Annotated in this window: 13 protein-coding genes; 4 read left to right on the top strand and 9 right to left on the bottom strand. The window is 40.0% G+C overall.

Annotated elements, in window-relative coordinates; genetic code table 11:
• Positions 1 to 10: 10 nt before the first annotated feature.
• Positions 11 to 3,169 (bottom strand): efflux RND transporter permease subunit, encoded by a 3,159-nt coding sequence (locus ACNURT_RS13235; protein ID WP_419698067.1) that lies wholly within the window; start codon positions 3,167 to 3,169, stop codon positions 11 to 13.
• 40 nt (positions 3,170 to 3,209) lie between these two features.
• A complete protein-coding gene (locus ACNURT_RS13230; RefSeq protein WP_419698066.1) occupies positions 3,210 to 4,412 on the bottom strand; it encodes an efflux RND transporter periplasmic adaptor subunit in 1,203 nt (400 codons plus the stop codon).
• Positions 4,413 to 4,706: 294 nt separating this feature from the next.
• On the opposite strand from ACNURT_RS13230, the gene ACNURT_RS13225 reads away from it, so the two are divergent.
• Both ACNURT_RS13225 and ACNURT_RS13220 read left to right on the top strand, forming a co-directional pair.
• Positions 4,707 to 5,411, top strand: a complete 705-nt coding sequence (locus tag ACNURT_RS13225) for an SDR family NAD(P)-dependent oxidoreductase (protein ID WP_419698065.1) — start codon at positions 4,707 to 4,709, stop codon at positions 5,409 to 5,411.
• Positions 5,412 to 5,714: 303 nt separating this feature from the next.
• Complete coding sequence (locus ACNURT_RS13220) at positions 5,715 to 6,620, top strand: helix-turn-helix domain-containing protein (RefSeq protein WP_370994395.1); 906 nt, start codon at positions 5,715 to 5,717, stop codon at positions 6,618 to 6,620.
• Positions 6,621 to 6,770: 150 nt separating this feature from the next.
• Here ACNURT_RS13220 and ACNURT_RS13215 read toward each other — a convergent pair whose 3' ends face one another.
• The 3 genes from ACNURT_RS13215 to ACNURT_RS13205 form a co-directional block, all read right to left on the bottom strand.
• Positions 6,771 to 7,235 carry a DUF305 domain-containing protein gene (locus ACNURT_RS13215; RefSeq protein ID WP_419698064.1) on the bottom strand — a complete coding sequence of 155 codons (465 nt, stop codon included), beginning with the start codon at positions 7,233 to 7,235 and terminating at the stop codon, positions 6,771 to 6,773.
• Between the two features lie 16 nt (positions 7,236 to 7,251).
• Positions 7,252 to 8,613 (bottom strand): hypothetical protein, encoded by a 1,362-nt coding sequence (locus ACNURT_RS13210; RefSeq protein WP_419698063.1) that lies wholly within the window; start codon positions 8,611 to 8,613, stop codon positions 7,252 to 7,254.
• 170 nt (positions 8,614 to 8,783) lie between these two features.
• The gene (locus ACNURT_RS13205; RefSeq protein ID WP_419698062.1) at positions 8,784 to 9,260 is read right to left on the bottom strand and encodes a hypothetical protein; all 477 of its coding nucleotides are present in this window, start codon (positions 9,258 to 9,260) and stop codon (positions 8,784 to 8,786) included.
• Between the two features lie 109 nt (positions 9,261 to 9,369).
• Here ACNURT_RS13205 and ACNURT_RS13200 point away from each other — a divergent pair, with 109 nt between their 5' ends.
• A complete protein-coding gene (locus ACNURT_RS13200; protein WP_419698061.1) occupies positions 9,370 to 13,041 on the top strand; it encodes an ABC transporter permease in 3,672 nt (1,223 codons plus the stop codon).
• Between the two features lie 91 nt (positions 13,042 to 13,132).
• Here ACNURT_RS13200 and ACNURT_RS13195 read toward each other — a convergent pair whose 3' ends face one another.
• Together ACNURT_RS13195 and ACNURT_RS13190 are read right to left on the bottom strand one after the other, a co-directional pair.
• Positions 13,133 to 14,377, bottom strand: a complete 1,245-nt coding sequence (locus ACNURT_RS13195; protein ID WP_419698060.1) for an arsenic transporter — start codon at positions 14,375 to 14,377, stop codon at positions 13,133 to 13,135.
• A gap of 114 nt (positions 14,378 to 14,491) precedes the next feature.
• Positions 14,492 to 15,361, bottom strand: coding sequence for a hypothetical protein (locus ACNURT_RS13190; RefSeq protein WP_419698059.1), 870 nt, complete (start codon positions 15,359 to 15,361; stop codon positions 14,492 to 14,494).
• A 364-nt stretch (positions 15,362 to 15,725) separates the two neighbouring features.
• Between ACNURT_RS13190 and ACNURT_RS13185 the strand changes: the two genes are divergently transcribed.
• Positions 15,726 to 17,093 (top strand): ligand-binding sensor domain-containing protein, encoded by a 1,368-nt coding sequence (locus tag ACNURT_RS13185; RefSeq protein ID WP_419698058.1) that lies wholly within the window; start codon positions 15,726 to 15,728, stop codon positions 17,091 to 17,093.
• A 13-nt stretch (positions 17,094 to 17,106) separates the two neighbouring features.
• On the opposite strand, the gene ACNURT_RS13180 is transcribed toward ACNURT_RS13185, so the two are convergent.
• Both ACNURT_RS13180 and ACNURT_RS13175 read right to left on the bottom strand, forming a co-directional pair.
• On the bottom strand, positions 17,107 to 17,922 hold the full coding sequence (locus ACNURT_RS13180) for a polysaccharide deacetylase family protein (RefSeq protein ID WP_419698057.1): 816 nt from the start codon (positions 17,920 to 17,922) through the stop codon (positions 17,107 to 17,109).
• Positions 17,903 to 18,880 (bottom strand): glycosyltransferase, encoded by a 978-nt coding sequence (locus tag ACNURT_RS13175; protein WP_419698056.1) that lies wholly within the window; start codon positions 18,878 to 18,880, stop codon positions 17,903 to 17,905. Before ACNURT_RS13175 ends, ACNURT_RS13180 begins: the two co-directional genes overlap by 20 nt.
• Between the last annotated feature and the right edge of the window lie 298 nt (positions 18,881 to 19,178).

The raw sequence follows: 19,178 nt of genomic DNA, 5'->3' as shown, positions 1-19,178 counted from the left end.
TCAATGATCTTTAGTTCAATGCGGGTGTTGCGGGAGGTATTTGCCCGGTTGCCTGGAGCTTCTTTTTTCTGCCGAATCTTTCCTGCAATGTTTGAAAAATGATATACAGAACCGGGATAATAAATACCCCGAATATGGTTCCTACCAGCATCCCGCCTACAGCACCGGTGCCAATGGAGCGGTTACCGGCAGCACCAACACCCGATGACAGCATCAGTGGCAATAAACCAACGATAAAGGCAAGCGATGTCATCAATATCGGTCGCAACCGTGCAGTCGCAGCCTCAATTGCGGCGGCAACAATGGACATCCCCTTCTCCCGTCTTGCAACGGCATATTCCACAATCAGTATGGCATTCTTAGCGAGCAGGCCGATCAGCATTACCACGGATATTTGCATGTATATATTGTTATCTATACTCATGATCTTAGCAAACAGGTAAGTGCCAAATAAGCCTACTGGCAGCGAGAACAGTACAGCAAACGGTACAATGTAACTTTCATAAAGCGCGCTCAGCAAAAAGAACACGAACACGATGCAAAGGATATAGATAAAAACTGTTTGTCCGCCTGAATTCACCTCTTCACGTGACAAACCAGAGTAATCAAAGCTATAACCGGCAGGCAGGGTTTTGGCCGCGGTTTCACGCACAGCGGCAAGCGCGTCTCCACTGCTGAACCCGGGTTTTGGACTGCCAATTACGGATATATTGTTATATAAGTTGAATCTTGATAAACTTTGCGGTCCGTTAACCGAGGTAAGCGTAACAAATTCTGAGACAGGCGCCATATTACCGGCGGCATTTCTGACATAGATGTTATTCAGGCTTTGTGAATTGCTCCGGTATTTAGCATCGGCCTGCACCATAACGCGGTATTGTTTGCCAAACTGGTTAAAATTAGAAGCGTATATACCACCATAATATCCCTGCATGGTTGCCATCAGGTCGCTGGTTAAAATGCCGGCTTCTTTTGTTTTGGCTACATTGATATTCATCAAATATTGCGGGTAGTTAGGATTGAAACCGGTAGCGCCGTATAAAATTTCGGGGCGTTGGTTTATCGCACCCAGAAAGCCGCCAGCTACCTTACTGAAGTTTTCAATACTACCACCTGTCTTATCCTGTAATTCAATAGTAAAGCCGCTTGAGTTACCGAAGCCAGGGACCGTTGGCGGGGCAAAGAAAATGACCTTGGCGTCTTTAATCACGGCTGTCATGCCAAATAGCTGGCCGATCACATCATCAACTTTTATTCCTTTCCTTTCATCCCATGGCTTTAATTTAAATACCAGCAACCCGAAGTTACTGCCGGTACCATTAATAATGCTTTGCCCGGTTATTTTTGCCCGGTTGGCAACTACCGGTATTTTTTTAGCCATGAGGTCTACCATGTCGGCAACCTCCATGGTTTTTTCAAGAGATGTACCCGGGGGCAGGCTGATATCGGCGAAAATGGTACCCTGATCTTCATTGGGTACAAAACCGCCTGGCGATGTTTTCATAAAGAAAACAAGTAACACGGTAAATAAAACCACTGCAGACGGAACGATCCATTTTTTCCTGCTTAAAAACCCTATCGACTTTTGATATTTACCTTTCAGGGCATCAAAGCTGGTATTAAAAGCTGTATAAAACCTTTGCAGCAGGTTTTTTCGGCTTCCGTCATGTTCTTCATGCGGCTTCAAAAACAAGGCACACAATGCCGGGCTTAGCGTTAAGGCATTGATAGCCGAAATGACAATTGCCGAAGCCAGTGTTAAACCAAACTGTTTAAAAAACACGCCCGAGCTGCCGCTAATAAAAGAAACCGGTATAAAAACGGCGGCCATAACTAATGTGATAGCTACAATAGTTCCACCCAGTTCGCTCATGGCATCAACAGACGCATCGTATGCAGATTGATAACCCTCATCAAGCTTGGCATGCACGGCTTCCACTATAACGATGGCATCATCTACTACGATACCAATGGCCAGCACCAGGGCAAAAAGCGTGAGTAGGTTAATAGTAAAACCAAACAGGCTGAGACAGGCAAATGTACCGATGATAGATACCAATACCGATATGCCGGGTATCAGGGTGGAACGGAAATCCTGTAGAAAAATAAAAACAACGATGAAAACCAGAATATAGGCCTCTATTAACGTATGAACCACTTTTTCTATGGATGCGCTTAAAAAGTCATTCGCATTCAGCAAGGGTACATAGCTCACACCTTTAGGAAAAGATGTTGAGGCTTTATCTAACGTGGCTATTGCATCCTTAATAATGGCCTGCGCATTGGAGCCCGCTGTTTGGCTTATGGCAATAACCGTCGCGGGCTGATCATCGGTATTCATAGTTGATGAATAAGTGAGCGAGCCCATTTCCAGCCGTGCGATATCCCTTAAGCGTAATAGCTGGCCATTGGTTTTGGCACGCATAATAATGTTACCAAATTGTGCGGTATCCAGCAACCGGCCGGTATATTTAATAGTGTATTGAAAAACCTGGTTACTGTTTTCGCCAAATTTACCAGGCGCGGCGTCAAAGTTTTGTTCGGCGAGGGCGCTATTCACATCGGCAGGAGTTAAGCCATAAGTAGCCATTACATCTGGTTTAAGCCAAACGCGCATCGAATAATCTTTTGTACCAAATGAAACTACGCTGCCTACACCATTTATCCGTTTAATTTCCGGTATCAGATTAATGTTGGCATAATTGCTTAAAAAGGTTTGATCATACGATGGATTATCACTTTTAAGCGCGAAGATCAACAGGTTGCTGCTTTGCTGTTTATCTACCGTTACACCGGCTTTGGTTACCTCGGCAGGTAGTAAATTAGTTGCACGCTGAACCCGGTTCTGCACATTTACAGCGTTGATATCGGCATTGGTGCCCAATTTGAAATATACTGTTATGGTAGCATCACCGTCATTAGTGGCTGTAGATGTCATGTAGGTCATCCCTTCCACACCATTAATCTGTTCTTCCAGCGGCACAATAACGTTTCTTTGAATTACATCCGCACCGGCACCGGTGTAGGTGGCCGAAACTTTTACAGTTGGCGGGGCAATTTCAGGGTATTGGGTAACCGGCAGACCTAAATAGGCCAATACCCCCAGTATGACGATGATTATCGATATTACCGTAGATAAAACCGGTCTTTTAATGAATATTTTAAGCATGATATTTTAAAATTTGAAGTGAAGCATGATGTAAGTTGGCTTACTTATGGCTGGCGCTTGACGGTTTACCGGCGGCCGCATATAAACTGTCGGTATTAGCAGGCAGCGGTTTAACAGCCATGCCTGGCTTTAGGTTACCTACCCCTTCTACTACAAGCTTGTCACCTTTTTTCAGGCCGCTTTCTACTACATATAAATTCCCTATAGGATTTGCAGATACATGTATTTCGGTATTTACAGTACTGTCCTTACCGCTTAAAGTGTATACAAACTTTTGGCCTTGCATATCATAAGTGGCATTTTGAGGAATTAATATGGCATTTTCTATATTAACGGGTATTTTAATGGTAGCACTACTGCCGCTGCGTATAAGCCCGAGCGTGTTAGGGAAATTAGCCCGGAAACTTACAGACCCTGTTTCGGTACTGATGAGGCCGCTGGCCGTAACCACTCTTCCTTTTGCCGGGTACTCGGTGCCGTCTGCCAGTATCAACGATACGTCGGCCATCGTAGCCAGCTTTTCTTTTAGCGTTGCGCCTTTTACCGTTCTTGAAAATTCAAGCAGCTGTTTTTCGTTTAAAGAAAAATAAACATAAATGTTACTGGTATTGTAAACCGTTGTCAACGGGTTTGTAGATGTGCTGCTTACTAAACTGCCAACTTTATAGGGTATACTTCCAATAATGCCATTAGATGGACTTGTTAAATAAGTATAACTAACATTTACTTTAGCATTAACCAGTTCGGCTTTTGCCGATGCCAATGTGGCCTTTTTTGAATTTAGGGTGTACTGATTTGATTTCAACTCATAATCGCTTATGATCTTTCTTTCTACCAGAGGCCTAACCTTTTCTACGTTCATTTCTGCTGTCTGAACGTCGGCTTCTGCTACCTTAACAGCGGCTATCGCGCTTCGTACTGCAGCTTCGTACTGCGGATTTCGTAATTCAAACAGCGGCTGACCTTTATGCACCGTTGCGCCTTCATCTACAAATATTTTTTGGATAAAGCCATCAACTTTAGGGCGTATTTCAACATTTTGTTCGCCTTCAATAGTGGCCGGAAAACTGTAAAAAACAGTTGCAGGACCTGTATATACTTCTCCAGATTTATAAGGTGCAGGACCGGCTGGTCCCCCCGGGCCACCGGCTGGCGGCCTTCCGCCGCATGATGTAAGCGCTACTAATCCTATTAAAAAATGAAAAATTAATAGTGCTGTATTCGTTCTTATTGACATTTTCATACTTGTGAACATTAATTATTGTGATTATTTAAAGTGTGTTCTTTTAATTAACAGCACAAAGTTGGGTGGTAAACCAGCGTTAAAAAATGTCTGTAAGGAGTGAAAGCATGTGTATATGTCGCATTAAGAGTAAAACATGAACAATAAATATGTTTTTACATTTCGCTGTCAATCAAACACTTGCTAATAGTGAAATAATCCATTTAGACATATTGTTACCACATACAGACATGGTTATGCACCTGCTTAATACTAATATTTGCTTTGTTTTCACAAGCAGTTAATCTTTATAACATGTCATTAAAAAATAAAGTCGCAGTTTTAACCGGAAGCACTGGCGCAATAGCGATAAGCATTGCACAAATGCTGCTGAAAGAAAGTGCAGTTGTTATTGTACCGGCAAAAAGTGCAAAGGATCTGTTATGGGTCAAACAAATTGAGGCAGTTACCGGCAGTGGCTCCATCGTTACCCTGCTGGCCGATTATCCCGATTTTTACAGGGCGGAGGAAATTACTGATGACATCATCTCACGGTTTGGCAAAATCGATTTAAGTATTGCCTGTTTTGAAGGTTCTGCACTCACGCGGCCGCTTAGCCAGATAGAAATTACAGATTGGGAATATACCATTGAACAAAATATAACCGCGTTTTTTGTCGCCGCCAGGCTATCCTTTAGCAGCATGAAAAAGTCCAGGCATGGTATGTTTATCAGTATAGATTTTACCAGCCATGCTATAAAGACCACCGAGGCTAAACTTGCCCGATTATCGCTGTGTATGCAAAAAGAAATGGCCAAAATGTTTTACGAAGAAATGAAGAATACTAATATGAAATACTATCATTTGTATGTGGATCCTGATAAGAAAAACAGTAAGGCTCAAAATAATTATATTCATCCGGATGAGCTTGGAACATTGATACTGGATCTGTATGACGGTAATACAAAAGGCCATGACATGCTATTTCAATGGATGCATAATAAACACATCAATCAATAAACTACATTGGCAGTAACAAAGCGGTTGCAGATATACCAAAGCTAAAAAATGCACCTTAAAGGGTCTTCTGCCTGAGCAATATGGCTGTTTATACACTTAACTTATTTAGCTACTATAGTAACCGTATTAAAACCATGTACAATTGGATGTTGACTTATATTACGAAAAATCAGGTTTGGGTATGATTATCAGACCATCTTCAAAAACTTAAATCTATTAAAATGATATAAATAAGGATTAAGGAAACCCCCAATTAATTTAATTACTTTGGGGTTTTATTTGTGTAATTACCCAGTTAGGTTTATGAAAACAGATATCCCTTCAATTCATAATTATACCATAAGTGATGTAAGTATTGATGCCGGCCGAAAGGACCTTGTTAAAGATTTTCTCACTTTCACAAATGATGAATTGAAACCCAGTGAGGAAAAATTTGGAAGGCCCTTACGTTCAGATCATTTTTCAATCGGGCTGGTAATTGCGGGAGAAGCACATTTTCAGGTTAACCTGATTAACTATCACATCAAAAAGAACAACCTTCTGATTATTCCTTTCAATGTAATTCACCAGTTTCAAAAAACTGACGATGACTTTATAGTAATAGTGGTTAACTTTTCTCATGATTTTTTAGCACAGGCCAGGCTTAGCGAAAAACATATACCATCATTTGGTTTCTTCTCCACACAAAACAATCCTTATCTGATGCTGCAGGAGCAAGATGCAAATGCTTTGTATGAAGTTATGAAAATGCTGCGAAAATTGGATGATCCCGAATATCAGCATCCGTTTAAGACAGAGATAATTCATCATGGATTTAATATTTTTATGTTTGAAGTGGCTGCTTTATTTAAAAAATACCGGCCGAATGAACTGGTTCAATTAACCAGGAAAGAAGAGATATTAACATCATTTATAAAAATGCTTTTTCAGCATTTCAGGGAAGAACGTAGCGTACAATTTTATGCAGATGCACTCTATATGACACCTAAGCATCTCACCAAAATGGTTAAGGAGCAAACAAATAAGACCTGTAGTGAAATGATTGATGAAATTGTAATTGTAGAAGCAAAGATAATGCTGGATGATCTTGGCCTTTCAGTTGCAACTGTAGCAGAACGATTGCAGTTTAGTGATCAGTTTTTTTTTAGTAAGTTTTTTAAAAAACATACAGGTATCACCCCAAGCAAGTATAAAGGAGCAATAAAATAAGATTTACCAACGCTAACAAACACAAAGAACTAAGATAGCGTTTTTGGGCATTGCCGCCATTCCTGACCTGCAATCGTAGGCAGACCATAGTTCCTGGAAACACCATGCTTTAAATTTTGGAGGGAGTACCTACGCGGTACTCCCTCTGAATTATCTGTTGTTTTTCAAACTGTCTATCATCGCTTTCATCTCCGCAATCTCTTTTTCCTGCGTTTTAATGATATTATCTGCCAGTTTTCTTACACGCGCGTCTTTAATATGCGCATTCCTGCTGGTCATGATCGCGATGGAATGGTGCGGTATCATACCTTTCATATATTGTATATCGCTAATACCGGTCTGTGTATGTACACCAGCGAAAGCAAGAATAAAAACGACAACGCCTGAGGTAATGATCGCTGTGTTGATATTCTTATTGGAATACATCATAGGCATCATCACAACCATTAAGATAGCCATAGCAGATATCATCAGCAGTGTCATATAGAAACGGGTCATGTTGATATAGATATGATCTACATCGTCTACATTTAAAAACATGATCACATACATCAATATGAACGAGATCATGAGGATTACTCCAAACTTTTTATAATTTGATTTTTCCATTTTCATAACAACAATTTTTGATTTACATTTTCATTTTCATCATTCTTGGATAAAGGCGGAGAAAGATTTCTCCTGCCATTGGATTTTTACCATACAAGGAATTCAATTGGCTGTCGGCTCCGGACCACATCAACTGTCCACCACCGGCAAGGTTCAGTGGTCCCAATCTGAACAGATCATAGTTGAGACCCAGAGTAACAGCGTTGACCGGGAATATGGTATCATCTCCGTAAGCAACCGGATTAAGCACTAACTCCTCCGTTGTTTTCTGCACAAATTCATAACGGGTATAAACTTCCCATTTCTTAATCCGGATATCGGCTTCAAGGAGTGCTGAATTATCGCCCTGATGACCAGGTGTTTTGTTTAATCCCCATAAAGCTGTCGCATTAAAAGTTCGTTCATCCCCGAACGGAAGGCTAAAGGTTGCAGAGGCTGTTGTTCGGTAAACATCTTCGTCAGGGTTTAGCTCCTCTGGGCTTTTTATAAAGCCGTGAGAAACCTGTAAAGCCCAGTTAGCAGAAGGATTATAGTTTAACCTGCCGCTCCATGAGTCAAAACGCGGTTTATCAAAGTTGTAACGGTTTTCATCCGGCTCTCTGCCTGTAAATAAAGAACCTTCAATTTTAAACTGGTTGAACCTGAACCCTATTGTAGCTACGCCAAAGGTGATATGGGTAGCATCAGACCAATGGTGACTAATCGGAGCGTCCGGATTACCCATTGCCGATGGCCGGTGCATAAACGCTACGGGGCCTAAGGCAGGTTCTCCGGGATATCCGAGATAAATGCTGAGGTCGGTGTTTTTGGAAAGCGAATAGGCGTAGCTTGCTGATAATTCACTGAACAGATCATGCGGGTGTTGATGATCGATCAGCGGGATACCTTTCCAACTTTCGCCGGTTTGGAACAATAGCGGGTATCCGCCGCCGCCTTCCGTAACCGCATCAAGAGACATCATCAGGTTAAGGTGTAATAAGCCGTTTTTTCCTAAGGGACGTTGCGCCATGCCCATAAACCAGTTTGGCGCGTCCACTTTGTCGCTCCCGCGGCTGCCCTTATTAAATAAACCCTGTTTGATATAGCGCAGATCAACATTACCATGCAGCATGTAGGTCCATTTGTTTCCATGCAACATTACACCGTACATAGGTGAGGCATCAGGCAACCAGCTTGTACCCGACCCGCTTCTCGACATCGGCAGGTTACGGGACTGCGAGTTACTCATCATCGGAGTCTGCATCTTTTTCGTTTTACCATTTGCCGTATCAGCCATCATCCGGTGATGCTCAGAGGAATCACTCATGTTCATTTTTTGCTGCGCACTAACTTGCAACGCCGCTATAATATAAGCGACAGCTGCTAACAATACTTTTAAATTCATAATTTCTCAATTATACGGTTATAACAATGCCTTAACGGCAGTAGGTAAATAACCTGGCCTGAGCATGGGTTACGCGCCAGGCGGGTTAATTTCATACTTTCAGCATTAATAAAAATATTACTGGAAATTTTGGGCAATAGAAATGCCTGCTTTGAATTGCAGCGTTGATATCAGATGAGAAGAGACCGTACTTTCAGGTATATTGGTAAATAGTTAACGACCGGCGGACCTGTTGCCCTTGGGTAATCATGCAATAAAACAGGTACGCTTTTAAATTCTGTCTGCTTGAAAGTTACCGGTGGCAACGCAGCTATCAATTCGATAAGATTGTTTTGCCATGAGGTCTGCACATTTTCCCTAATCACATACATACCATGTTTTTTGCAGCAGTCGCAGTTTTTACCTGGACCGCAATCATCTTTTTTATGTCGATGACTGGTATCAGCACTTTGCTTATGGTTAAAAGAGGAAAGGTATAAAGAGTCCGGTCTCTTTTCGTCATCACAGCGATCAGAGGTATTTTGGCTTATTTCATTATTTGAAGAAAAAAATATTTTGGAGGTACAATGCACAATACAGGCGAATGCGCCTGTTGAGAGCAACAGGTAGAATATAGCTAAAACAAAGGCGCTGGCTTTCCGCATCATATCTTTAAATACATATGAGCAAACAAATTGTTCTTTTTTTAATATCAGTTGATGATCTGTATATCAATATGGTATAAATTTGGAACAGCGATTGATGCTGCCAATTAACTTGAATACATATACTTTCCATATCACCCTCTATGACCTGATCTTTCTGGGAACGGTATTTATCGGGCTTACATTTATCCTGTTATTGTGGTTTAGCAAAAAAAATAATCAACCGGCAAACCGGTTCCTTAGCCTGGCGCTGGCAGTTGTAGTTTTATGGATGGTTTGGGTATTGGGTGTCGACATCCGGTTGGAGACCTACTTCTCGCACTGGAGCTGGCTACCGCTACAATTTTCGCTCTCAATTGGCCCTTTGATCTATTTTTATGTACTTAAAATGACCCAGCCGGAATATAAATTCCGTTGGAAGGATCTGTTGCATTTGAGTCCGTTGCTGGTGGGTTTAGGTGTTCAGGCCTTAGAGGTGAGGGATAGTATAAAAACCGGTGTGGCTATTGGTGAAACACCGGCCTTTTATCAACTAAACCCCATATTGCAATTGCTGATGTTTATATCAGTCAGCATTTACTTTTACGCATCTCATAGGCTGATAGAACGCTTTTATCAAGGCATGAAATTTAACGGAGGCGATCGGCACCGATATGAATTACGCTGGCTTCATAATTTATTGAAAGGTTTCGGTTTATTATGGCTATTGTGGATTCCTTTTATAGCAGCCGATTATTTTTATTACCATTACCAATTAAGTGTACAAGCTTATTATCCTTTGTTTCTCCTTTTAGCGGTAATGATTATCTGGATGTCGGCCGCAGCTTTTTTAAGACAGGAGGCTGGTGTGCTAATTGTCCATCCCCTGTTCTTAAAACCCGCGCTTCCTGCCGAAATGAAGCAAAAAGGCACTTGGCTGAAGAAGGCTGTGCAAGCCAACCTGTATTACCTGGATCCTGAACTCAGCTTAAACTCATTGGCCGAAAAGCTTGAACTAACTACCCATGAGTTATCGCGAATCATTAATACAGTGCTTAAAAAAAGCTTTAATGATTTCATCAATGAATATCGCGTACAGGCGGTTACACGGAAAATGAAAGATCACAGATATGATCACCTTACCCTCCTGGGTATTGCTTTTGAATCGGGATTCAATTCTCAAAGTACATTTAGTCGCATTTTTAAGCAAATGACCGGAAAAAGTCCGGTGGAATATAAAAATGAGCTAAAAAAAGAGTACCCATCTTATAATTTGGGAAGCCGATCACAATCTGCGCCGGTAATATTGCATCATGAAACCCCTCCATGGTGGTCTCGTGAAAAATTAACCGGCAATTATATGTTTAGGAATTATTTGAAAATAGCACAACGCAATCTGGTGCGTAATATAAGCTATACTGCTATTAATATTACAGGCCTGGCAGTTGGGATTGCCGTTTGTATGATGATCTTTATCATTATACAATATCAAACAAGCTTCGATAATTTTCATTCCGGTAATAATCGTATCTATCGTGTTTTAACCGAATATCATCATGCCGAATCGGCAAATGTTTCTTATGGGAAAGACCTCCCTTTGCCAATACCCCGGGGATTGAAAACTGCTTTTCCTGAAATAGAACAAGTGGCTCCGGTTTTTGCAAGCCAAAATGATCAATTACTGATAGTTGACAATAACGGAAATACCGAAAAAAAATTTAAAGAGCAGCGGGGTGTATTTTTTGCAGGGCCTTCATTCTTTAAAATTTTTAATTTCCCCCTGCTTGCAGGTTCGTATGCCTCATTAAAAGACCCTAACAATGTATTGCTTACAAAAGAAATCGCTGAAAAATATTTCGGCGACTGGAAAACAGCGATAGGCAAAACCATTAAGCTACAGGTAGGCGGCTATATATTCGAGCACGGTACCGACGTATTGAAAGTTTCGGGCATCCTGGCAACCATACCAACAAATACAGATTTTCAGCTAAAACTGGTTGTAGCTTTTGGAACAGGATTTACCGGAGATTACCTGGAACAATCTACCAATTGGACCGAAACAGTGTCTAATTTTGGTTGCTACATTTTGTTACCACCAAATATTTCTGCTGACAATTTTAATCAGCAATTACGAGCTTACTCCCGAAAGTTGCAATCTGCCGACAATAAGGATAGCCATATTATACAATCATTAAGTGCGGTGCATTATGATGCAGAAGCAGGTAATTATAGCAACAAAACAATCAGCCATCAGCTGCTCAATGTTTTGTGGTTGATAGCGGCATTCATCTTATTAATTGCTTGTGTAAACTTTATAAATCTATCTACCGCACAGGCTGTTAACAGGGCAAAAGAGGTTGGTGTAAGAAAAGTTTTAGGAAGTAGTAAATCTCAATTACAGATTCAATTCATCGTTGAAACATTTTTGATAGTTATAAGCGCTGTAGTCCTGGCAGGACTTATTACAATTTTGGCATTGCCCTATCTAAGTCGACTTTTAGAACTTACGCTTTCATTCAACATATTCAACAATCCCGCAATTATTTTATTTCTTTTGATCGTTGCCATTATTGTAACCGCACTTGCCGGCTTTTATCCTTCTCTTGTTTTATCACGTTTCAACCCGGTTAATGCGCTAAAAAGTAAACTAACATCAAATAATTCACAGGGCATTTCATTAAGAAGAGGATTGGTGGTATTTCAATTCATTATAGCACAAGTGCTCATCATCGGAACGCTCATCATTGTAAAGCAAATGAATTATTTTATGAATCAGCCTCTGGGCTTTGATAAAGATGCCGTTATCAATGTCCCTTTCCGTATAGATACTACACTCGACGGCAAGCTGGATTATTTAAAGAAACAGTTATTGACTGTAAATGGTGTGCAATCTGTGAGCTTAAGCACCAACACCCCCATTGAAAATGGTAATGATATGTGGAGCCCGGTTAAATTTTATCGTTCAGTAAAAGGGGCAGATTTTCAGGCTATTGTGAAATTTGCCGACAACGAATATGTACCCACTTATAAATTACCGCTGGTAGCGGGTAGAAATGTGCAGCCATCTGACACCGTAGGCGAATTTTTGGTAAACGAATCGCTGCTGAAAAATTTAGGGGTTAAAAAGCCTGAAGACATATTGAACAAGGATATAAGTACGTGGAACGATGTGCTGCATGGACCTGTTGTTGGTGTGTTGAAAGATTTTCATGACAGATCTTTCCGCAATAACATGGCACCATTACTCGTAACTACAGACAAAGCCATGTACAGCCAGATAGGCATCAAACTGGCAACCAAAAACATGGCTTCTACACTGACGTCTGTTAAAAAAGTATTTGAGCAAACCTATCCCGATTTTGTTTACGAATACAAGTTTCTGGATGAAAAAATAGCCAGTTTTTACAAACAGGAAAATCAGTTATCACAATTGTATAAGATTTTTGCAGCTATCGCGATATTCCTTAGTTGTTTAGGTTTGTATGGTTTAGCCTCATTTATGGCCGTGCAGCGGATAAAAGAAGTTGGTATCCGTAAAGTACTTGGTGCTACTGCTGGCAGCATCGTTTATTTGTTTTCAAAAGAATTTATCATACTCATCATGGTCGCCTTCGCGATTGCCACGCCCATTGCCTGGTATTATATGCACCAATGGCTTCAGAATTATGCCTATCGCATCAATATAGCCTGGTGGTTATTTGTTGCCGGCGGACTTGCTGCCACAATTATTGCACTTACAACCATAAGTTTTCAGGCAGTAAAAGCAGCCAGAGCAAATCCGGTGAAAAGCCTGAGAAATGAATGACATCAAAACTGCTTTTGCAGCAAAGAGCCTGGGTTAATAAAGCGAGACCTGACGTTTTGTTGATACATAACCAGGTCTTTTTTTTACAACATTATATCCACAGAGATGCTATGGTAAACAGAAGCGCTACAGTCATGATCAGAAACCCAAGCTTGAGGAAATCCCATGCACTTACACTTTGTCCTTCGCGACGCAGGGCTACCAGCCATAGGATAGTTGCCAAGGACCCGGTTATGGATAAATTAGGTCCCAGATCAACACCGATTAAAGCAGCGCTTTTCACAATTTCCGGTATATGATCTCCCTGCACAACACTACCCGTTATCAATCCCACAGGCAGGTTATTTATAAGGTTACAAGCAAAGGCAATGATGACACCGCTTCCCCATACCGTTTGGTTAACCGAATTCTGTGCGCTTTGATGCAGGAGAAGATTTAATATTTGGATTATACCTGTTTTGTTTAGGGCTTCAACCAGTACAAAAAGTCCACCTACCAGCGGTAATACACTCCAGGATACGCCCTTTACAACCGTCAAGGGGTTCTTCCTTGCCCGAATAATCACAATAGCAGATGTCAGTATACCTGTAATTGCAGTAGGAAGTCCCAGTTGAATATTCAGCGCCGAAGCAGCCAGGAGGATAACCGCAGTAATAGCGATACCAAAAATTGCCGTTCTGCCGCCTTCTGAAAGTACAGGTATAAGGATATTAGATTCAATCTTTTGCTTTAGCGTTTTACGCTGTGTTAAATAAAGCATGAAATATGTTACTCCTATAGCCACTATAGATGGTATAATATATTGTGGAAGCCATTGTAATAATGGCGGCATATGACTACCATAAATAACCAGGTTGGCGGGGTTTGATATAGGAAGTACAAAAGAAGCGGCATTGGCAATGAATGCGCAAATTAAAAGATAAGGGAGCTGCTTTTCAACTTTAGCTGCCTTAACAGCCGCGGCTACCGCCGGCGTAAGTACAACAGCAGTAGCGTCATTTGATAAAAACGTAGTAACTATAACACCAACCAGGTAAATTAAAAGAAAAAGGCGGGTTGATGATCCTTTAGCCATTTTGGTGGCATGCGCTGCCAGCCAATCGAAAAGTTTTTCTTCCCGGGCTGTTTCTGCCAATAACATCATACCTATTAAAAACAGATAAACATCGCTGCCTTTGGCTATTCCCAAAAATGCATCGGCAGGTGAAATAAGTTGCAGTATAACCAATACTACGGCACCGCCTGTAGCCCAAATGGCCTCGGGTACTTTAAATGGACGGATAATGACTCCTGCTATGGTAAAAAAAATAATTATCCAGATTATATAATGAGCCATATCATGCTGCATTTTCGTTGGCGGGCACGCTTTTAAAGCTTAATTTTAAACTACAATAAATAGAACATGGCCGCCGGTTTCATATCAGGCAAAGGATCATGTCAATGGAGATAATTAAAATTTAACCGAGAGTTTTTCCGAAATAAGCTTACCACCTTTGTAATATTCGAAGAACCATTCATTGTTCTTTTTCAGAACGATACCGTTGGAAGTTCCGTTGTTGGCAATAAAATAATCCTGTACCGAGGTTTTTAGAAGGGTTAAAACTATTTTAGGCGTGGTATCAATTAATTGATACCCATTGGCTATTGCCTGAGCGTATAAAGTTCCGGCCTGCGGATTCGTACTCTCTGCCTGCACAGGTTCTTCAGAAATAGTTGAAACTGTTACCGGAGATGAAGCAATTACAGCTTTGGCAGTTGTGTTTACAGTTGCCGGAGAGGTTGTAGCAGCTGCCGCCGGAGAGGAGACAGTTGTAGTTGGATTGGGTGTATTTACAGCTGCTGCGGGGGTAGTGGCGGTAACCGTTGGCTGTATTGGTTGTGCATTCGTTGCTCCATTATAAGCATAGGGTACTCCATCTAATGAAGTAAAAGCTTCCCTCAGGGCAAGGTTATAAGAAACCCGATATTCTTTTTCCCTGCTTTTACCTTCTTTGCTTTTAAAAATTATATTGCCCTGGCAATCTTTTAATAAAAGCGTAAGGCTGGTGGTGAACATACCGCTCTTTTCTAATACATCGGCATTTAGCGCCTGGCATTTGTTGTTGGCAACTTCACTTGGCAGCTCGCTGTTATCTAAGTAAACCGTAAACCCTTTATCTGCTAAAAGAGCTTTGGTCAGGGAATTTAACCCATACTGATCATTCTGCTTCAGGAAGTTGAATTTCTCAGGCACAACAACATATTTATAGTTATTGATCGTATTTTGGGCGTATACGGAAAAAGAGCTGATTAACAGGAATAATAAAACGTATCTTTTCATATAAAACATTATGATACAACCTGGAGCTTACACTGATTTAGTTTAAAAACATTCACCCTAAAGAAGCTTTACAGGCTATAATGAACAACTCTAAAATTAATAATATTTTCTAACAAGTTCTGGGCATTTTACCCGTTCAGATACTTTTTTGCTGCACCTGCTGTTATATGTGAGTAAAAGCCTTAACCACTAATAATTTTGTTTAACATTATTTAACTAATATTTATTTGGTGTTTTGCGTTTGCTTTCTTTAATTTATAACATAATGCTGGCATTCTTATACCCACTTAAAATTAGAACGTTATCCTTTATCACCCTGTTTATTTTTCTTGTACCTGCGCCGCTTTTTGCACAAAATCTTTTTTTGGAAAAGATAAACGTGTGTAATGCGACCAATTTTTGCATGGACTGTGGTGATCCTAAAGCAACTTGCGACCAGTTTACACTTGATTATATATGTGATCAGATCAATCGCAAATACATCTTGAAAGATGCTTATGGATCTCTATCCTTCCAGGTTTTGGTTGAGCCATCTGGTTTTAGCTGTGTGCTTAGTCATACCGACGTTACAAACGGTCCTTTAACCGCGGAGTTGATCAGGTATTTAAATGGTAATATATGGAGAGCCGCCAAAGTAAACGGCAAACCTGTTGCTGCATCTGTAAATGTGATTTTCCGCTTTGCGAATGGGAAAATATCCAGTCAAATGCAAAGAATGGATCTAACCGAGTTAAAACCTCCTGGTGACCCTACTATTTATAATAAAACAGTTATCTATACTAATCCATCTTTGAATTCTTATGAATTTACAACCTGGACTAAGTACAATTCTCCTCTGCCAGACAATATCAGCAAATCTTGCATTATAGATAAAACCGATGTGCTGTGGTATACCACCATTAAGGGATTAACGCGGTTTGATGGTCAAAACTTTAACCCGGTTAACGAGTTTAATTCTCCATTTACTGCCGAAACAGCCGTAACAGATATCAATGTAGATAAGGATAATAATAAATGGGTGTATGTTGATGATAAAATGTATAAGTATAGTGATGCAGGATGGCAGATATTTGATTTTAAAAAATTTGTAACGCCCGGAGCTATCCGGATTTTAAACAACCGGCATGGTGATCTTCTTTTTGCTACTAAAGCCGGGCTTGTAGTTTTAAGAAAGGATAAAGTTGTGGTACTCAATAAAAAAACTATTCCACTACTACCCTCAAGCAATGTTTATTATGTTTATGAAGATAGCCGAAAGCGCTTGTGGATAGGTACATCAAAAGGATGTATTATGATTGACCATAACGTGCCTACTACCTTTAACACATCCAATACTCCGTTAAAAGACACCTATATTTCTAATGCTACAGAAGATGAAACTGGCAACCTATATTTCTCTTTAACTGCCTGTAATGCCACTCCTGGTGATAATGACAAGGAAGGTATAGCAGTACTAAAAGCCAATGGAACCTGGGTCCTATACAATGACAAAAACTCAGGGATGCCATCAAACCATGTTAATGATATGCTGTATGATCAACATGAACATGTTTTGTGGATAGCTACAGAGCAATCGGGCCTGGTAAGGTTTAACCTGAAAGATGGCTGGGAAAATTATCACAATAATAATACGCCTATGCCAGGATATACCATTAATAAATTAGCACAGGATTCAAAAGGTGTTATTTATGCTGCTACAGTTAATGGTTTGGTAAGGATCAAAAAGAGATAAAAAGTTGTAAGTGTTATTTAACAGGTAGCAACTTTTTTATAACCGGGTGTTCTCCTGTTACCGAGGAGGTAAAGTCACTGGTTCTGGAAAACTCGTATCCTTTTGCTTGTGCCCACATGATAAAGTTTTTTAACCGGAGTATAAATGGTTCTCCTGAATTTCTGGATATATAACCCGGAAGACCGTATTTTTCTTTATTATGCAGGTTGGTAAATTCCCATGGGTGGAAATAAAGATTAAGATATCCGTCTTTGCGATGCGTAGCGGAGCTCATCCATTTGATCAGAGGCAAAGGCAAATTGTGAAAACTTAACCAAAAAAGCGGGAAACGAACTAATGGTGATACTGAAGCGGGGATCTGTAAAACTCCATTGTCATAAAACCAGGTACGCGGCTTATCAAAATTATTATAACGCCCCGGCAACCATGTAGGGTTAATGGAGGAATTGTAAGTATACCCAGCCACCTTAATCTCAGCCTCATCCACAGGCATCATACGCGCCATTCGAAAACCAGTCACTTCGGTACCCGAAATATCTTCAAGAACCTCTTTTGATTGTTTTAAATGCGCCGGTTTAAAATCGGAATGATAGTAACCATGCGATGCTATTTCATGTCCCTCGTTTACAATTTTGGCAATAATATCAGGTTTATGAAGCGCGTAGTTTGCAGTACAAAAAAACGTGGCTTTTATATTTGCAGATCTTAGTAACTCCAAAATTGAATTTGTACCATTGGTAGAGATCAACAATTGTTCATCAAAAGATATTGACCGACCGTATTCTAAAGGCAAATCAAATTCCTCTACATCAAACCCCAATAAAATCATTATTTATATTTTTGATCGTTATAAGATTTGTTGACCGAATGATATAATTAGGACGATGTTTTGACTGCATAAATATTTTACCTACGTACACTCCTATTATACCTAACACCAACAATTGCAAACCACCAAAAAAAGCTACCGTAGCCAATACAGATGCCCAACCCGAAACAGCGTAGCCGGCAAAATAGCTAAACAATACATAAGGAATGTATAATATGGCCATAGCCGAAAAAAACAAACCAATACCTGTAACTAAATATAAAGGGCGGGCACTAAAAGCCATAATGCTACCTATTGCAAGCTTAACCAGCTTAATGAAAGAGTAACTGGCTTCGCCGGTATGTCTTTTAGATGGTGTATAAGGAATACCTATTTGCTTATAACCTGCCCATTTCACTATGCCTCTAAAAAATATTTCATACTCGTCAATCAGCTTCAATTGTTTTACCACTTTCTCATCCATCAACCTGAAATCGGCGGTGCCATTCTCCAGTTTAATATCTGAAAGCATATTGATGCCTTTATAAAACAGCTTTGATGTAGCTTTCTGATAAGCTTTTGCATGTGGGTTATTGCTTTGCCGGTAGGTGTAAATAATATCATAACCATTTTCCCAATACTTCAACATTTTTAATATTAAAAGCGGGGGATGCTGCAGATCGGCATCCATGGTAATCACAGCATCGCCCTGCACCAAGGCAATACCTGCTTTAAGCGCATGGTCTTTCCCAAAGTTTTTTGAAAGTTCTATATAAAAAACATTGGCATGTAACTGTGCGTTAAATTTTATTTCATTTAAAGTATTATCGCTACTGCCGTCATCAACAAAAATTAATTCATAATCGTAATTGGTATGACTCAATGTTTCATTGATTTGCTCAATTAAAAAACTTATATTCTTTTCTTCATTATAAGATGGTATAATTACCGATATCTTCTTTTTTATAACGAACGTCATGTTATTAATAAGGGCTTTAAATTGTGACAGGTATTAAATATTATATTGATCAGGTTTATTCTAATAGTTTTTCAATCTATCTTTATGTAACAAATATGATACGAAGATTTAAACATCAACGCTACAACGCCACTGTAATAAAACCATAACACGTTAAAAGAGAGATTACCCTTACTTGTTGATGTAACTTTAGTGTTACAAACATAAATAATTAATAATGATTTAACCATAAAATCATTTAGAATAGCCACAGAATTGTAAACATATTAACATTCACCATGACATCAACATACCACAA

The sequence above is a fragment of the Mucilaginibacter sp. NFX135 genome (assembly GCF_048565145.1).
Taxonomy (GTDB): domain Bacteria; phylum Bacteroidota; class Bacteroidia; order Sphingobacteriales; family Sphingobacteriaceae; genus Mucilaginibacter.
This window is presented reverse-complemented; position numbering and strand designations above follow the sequence as displayed.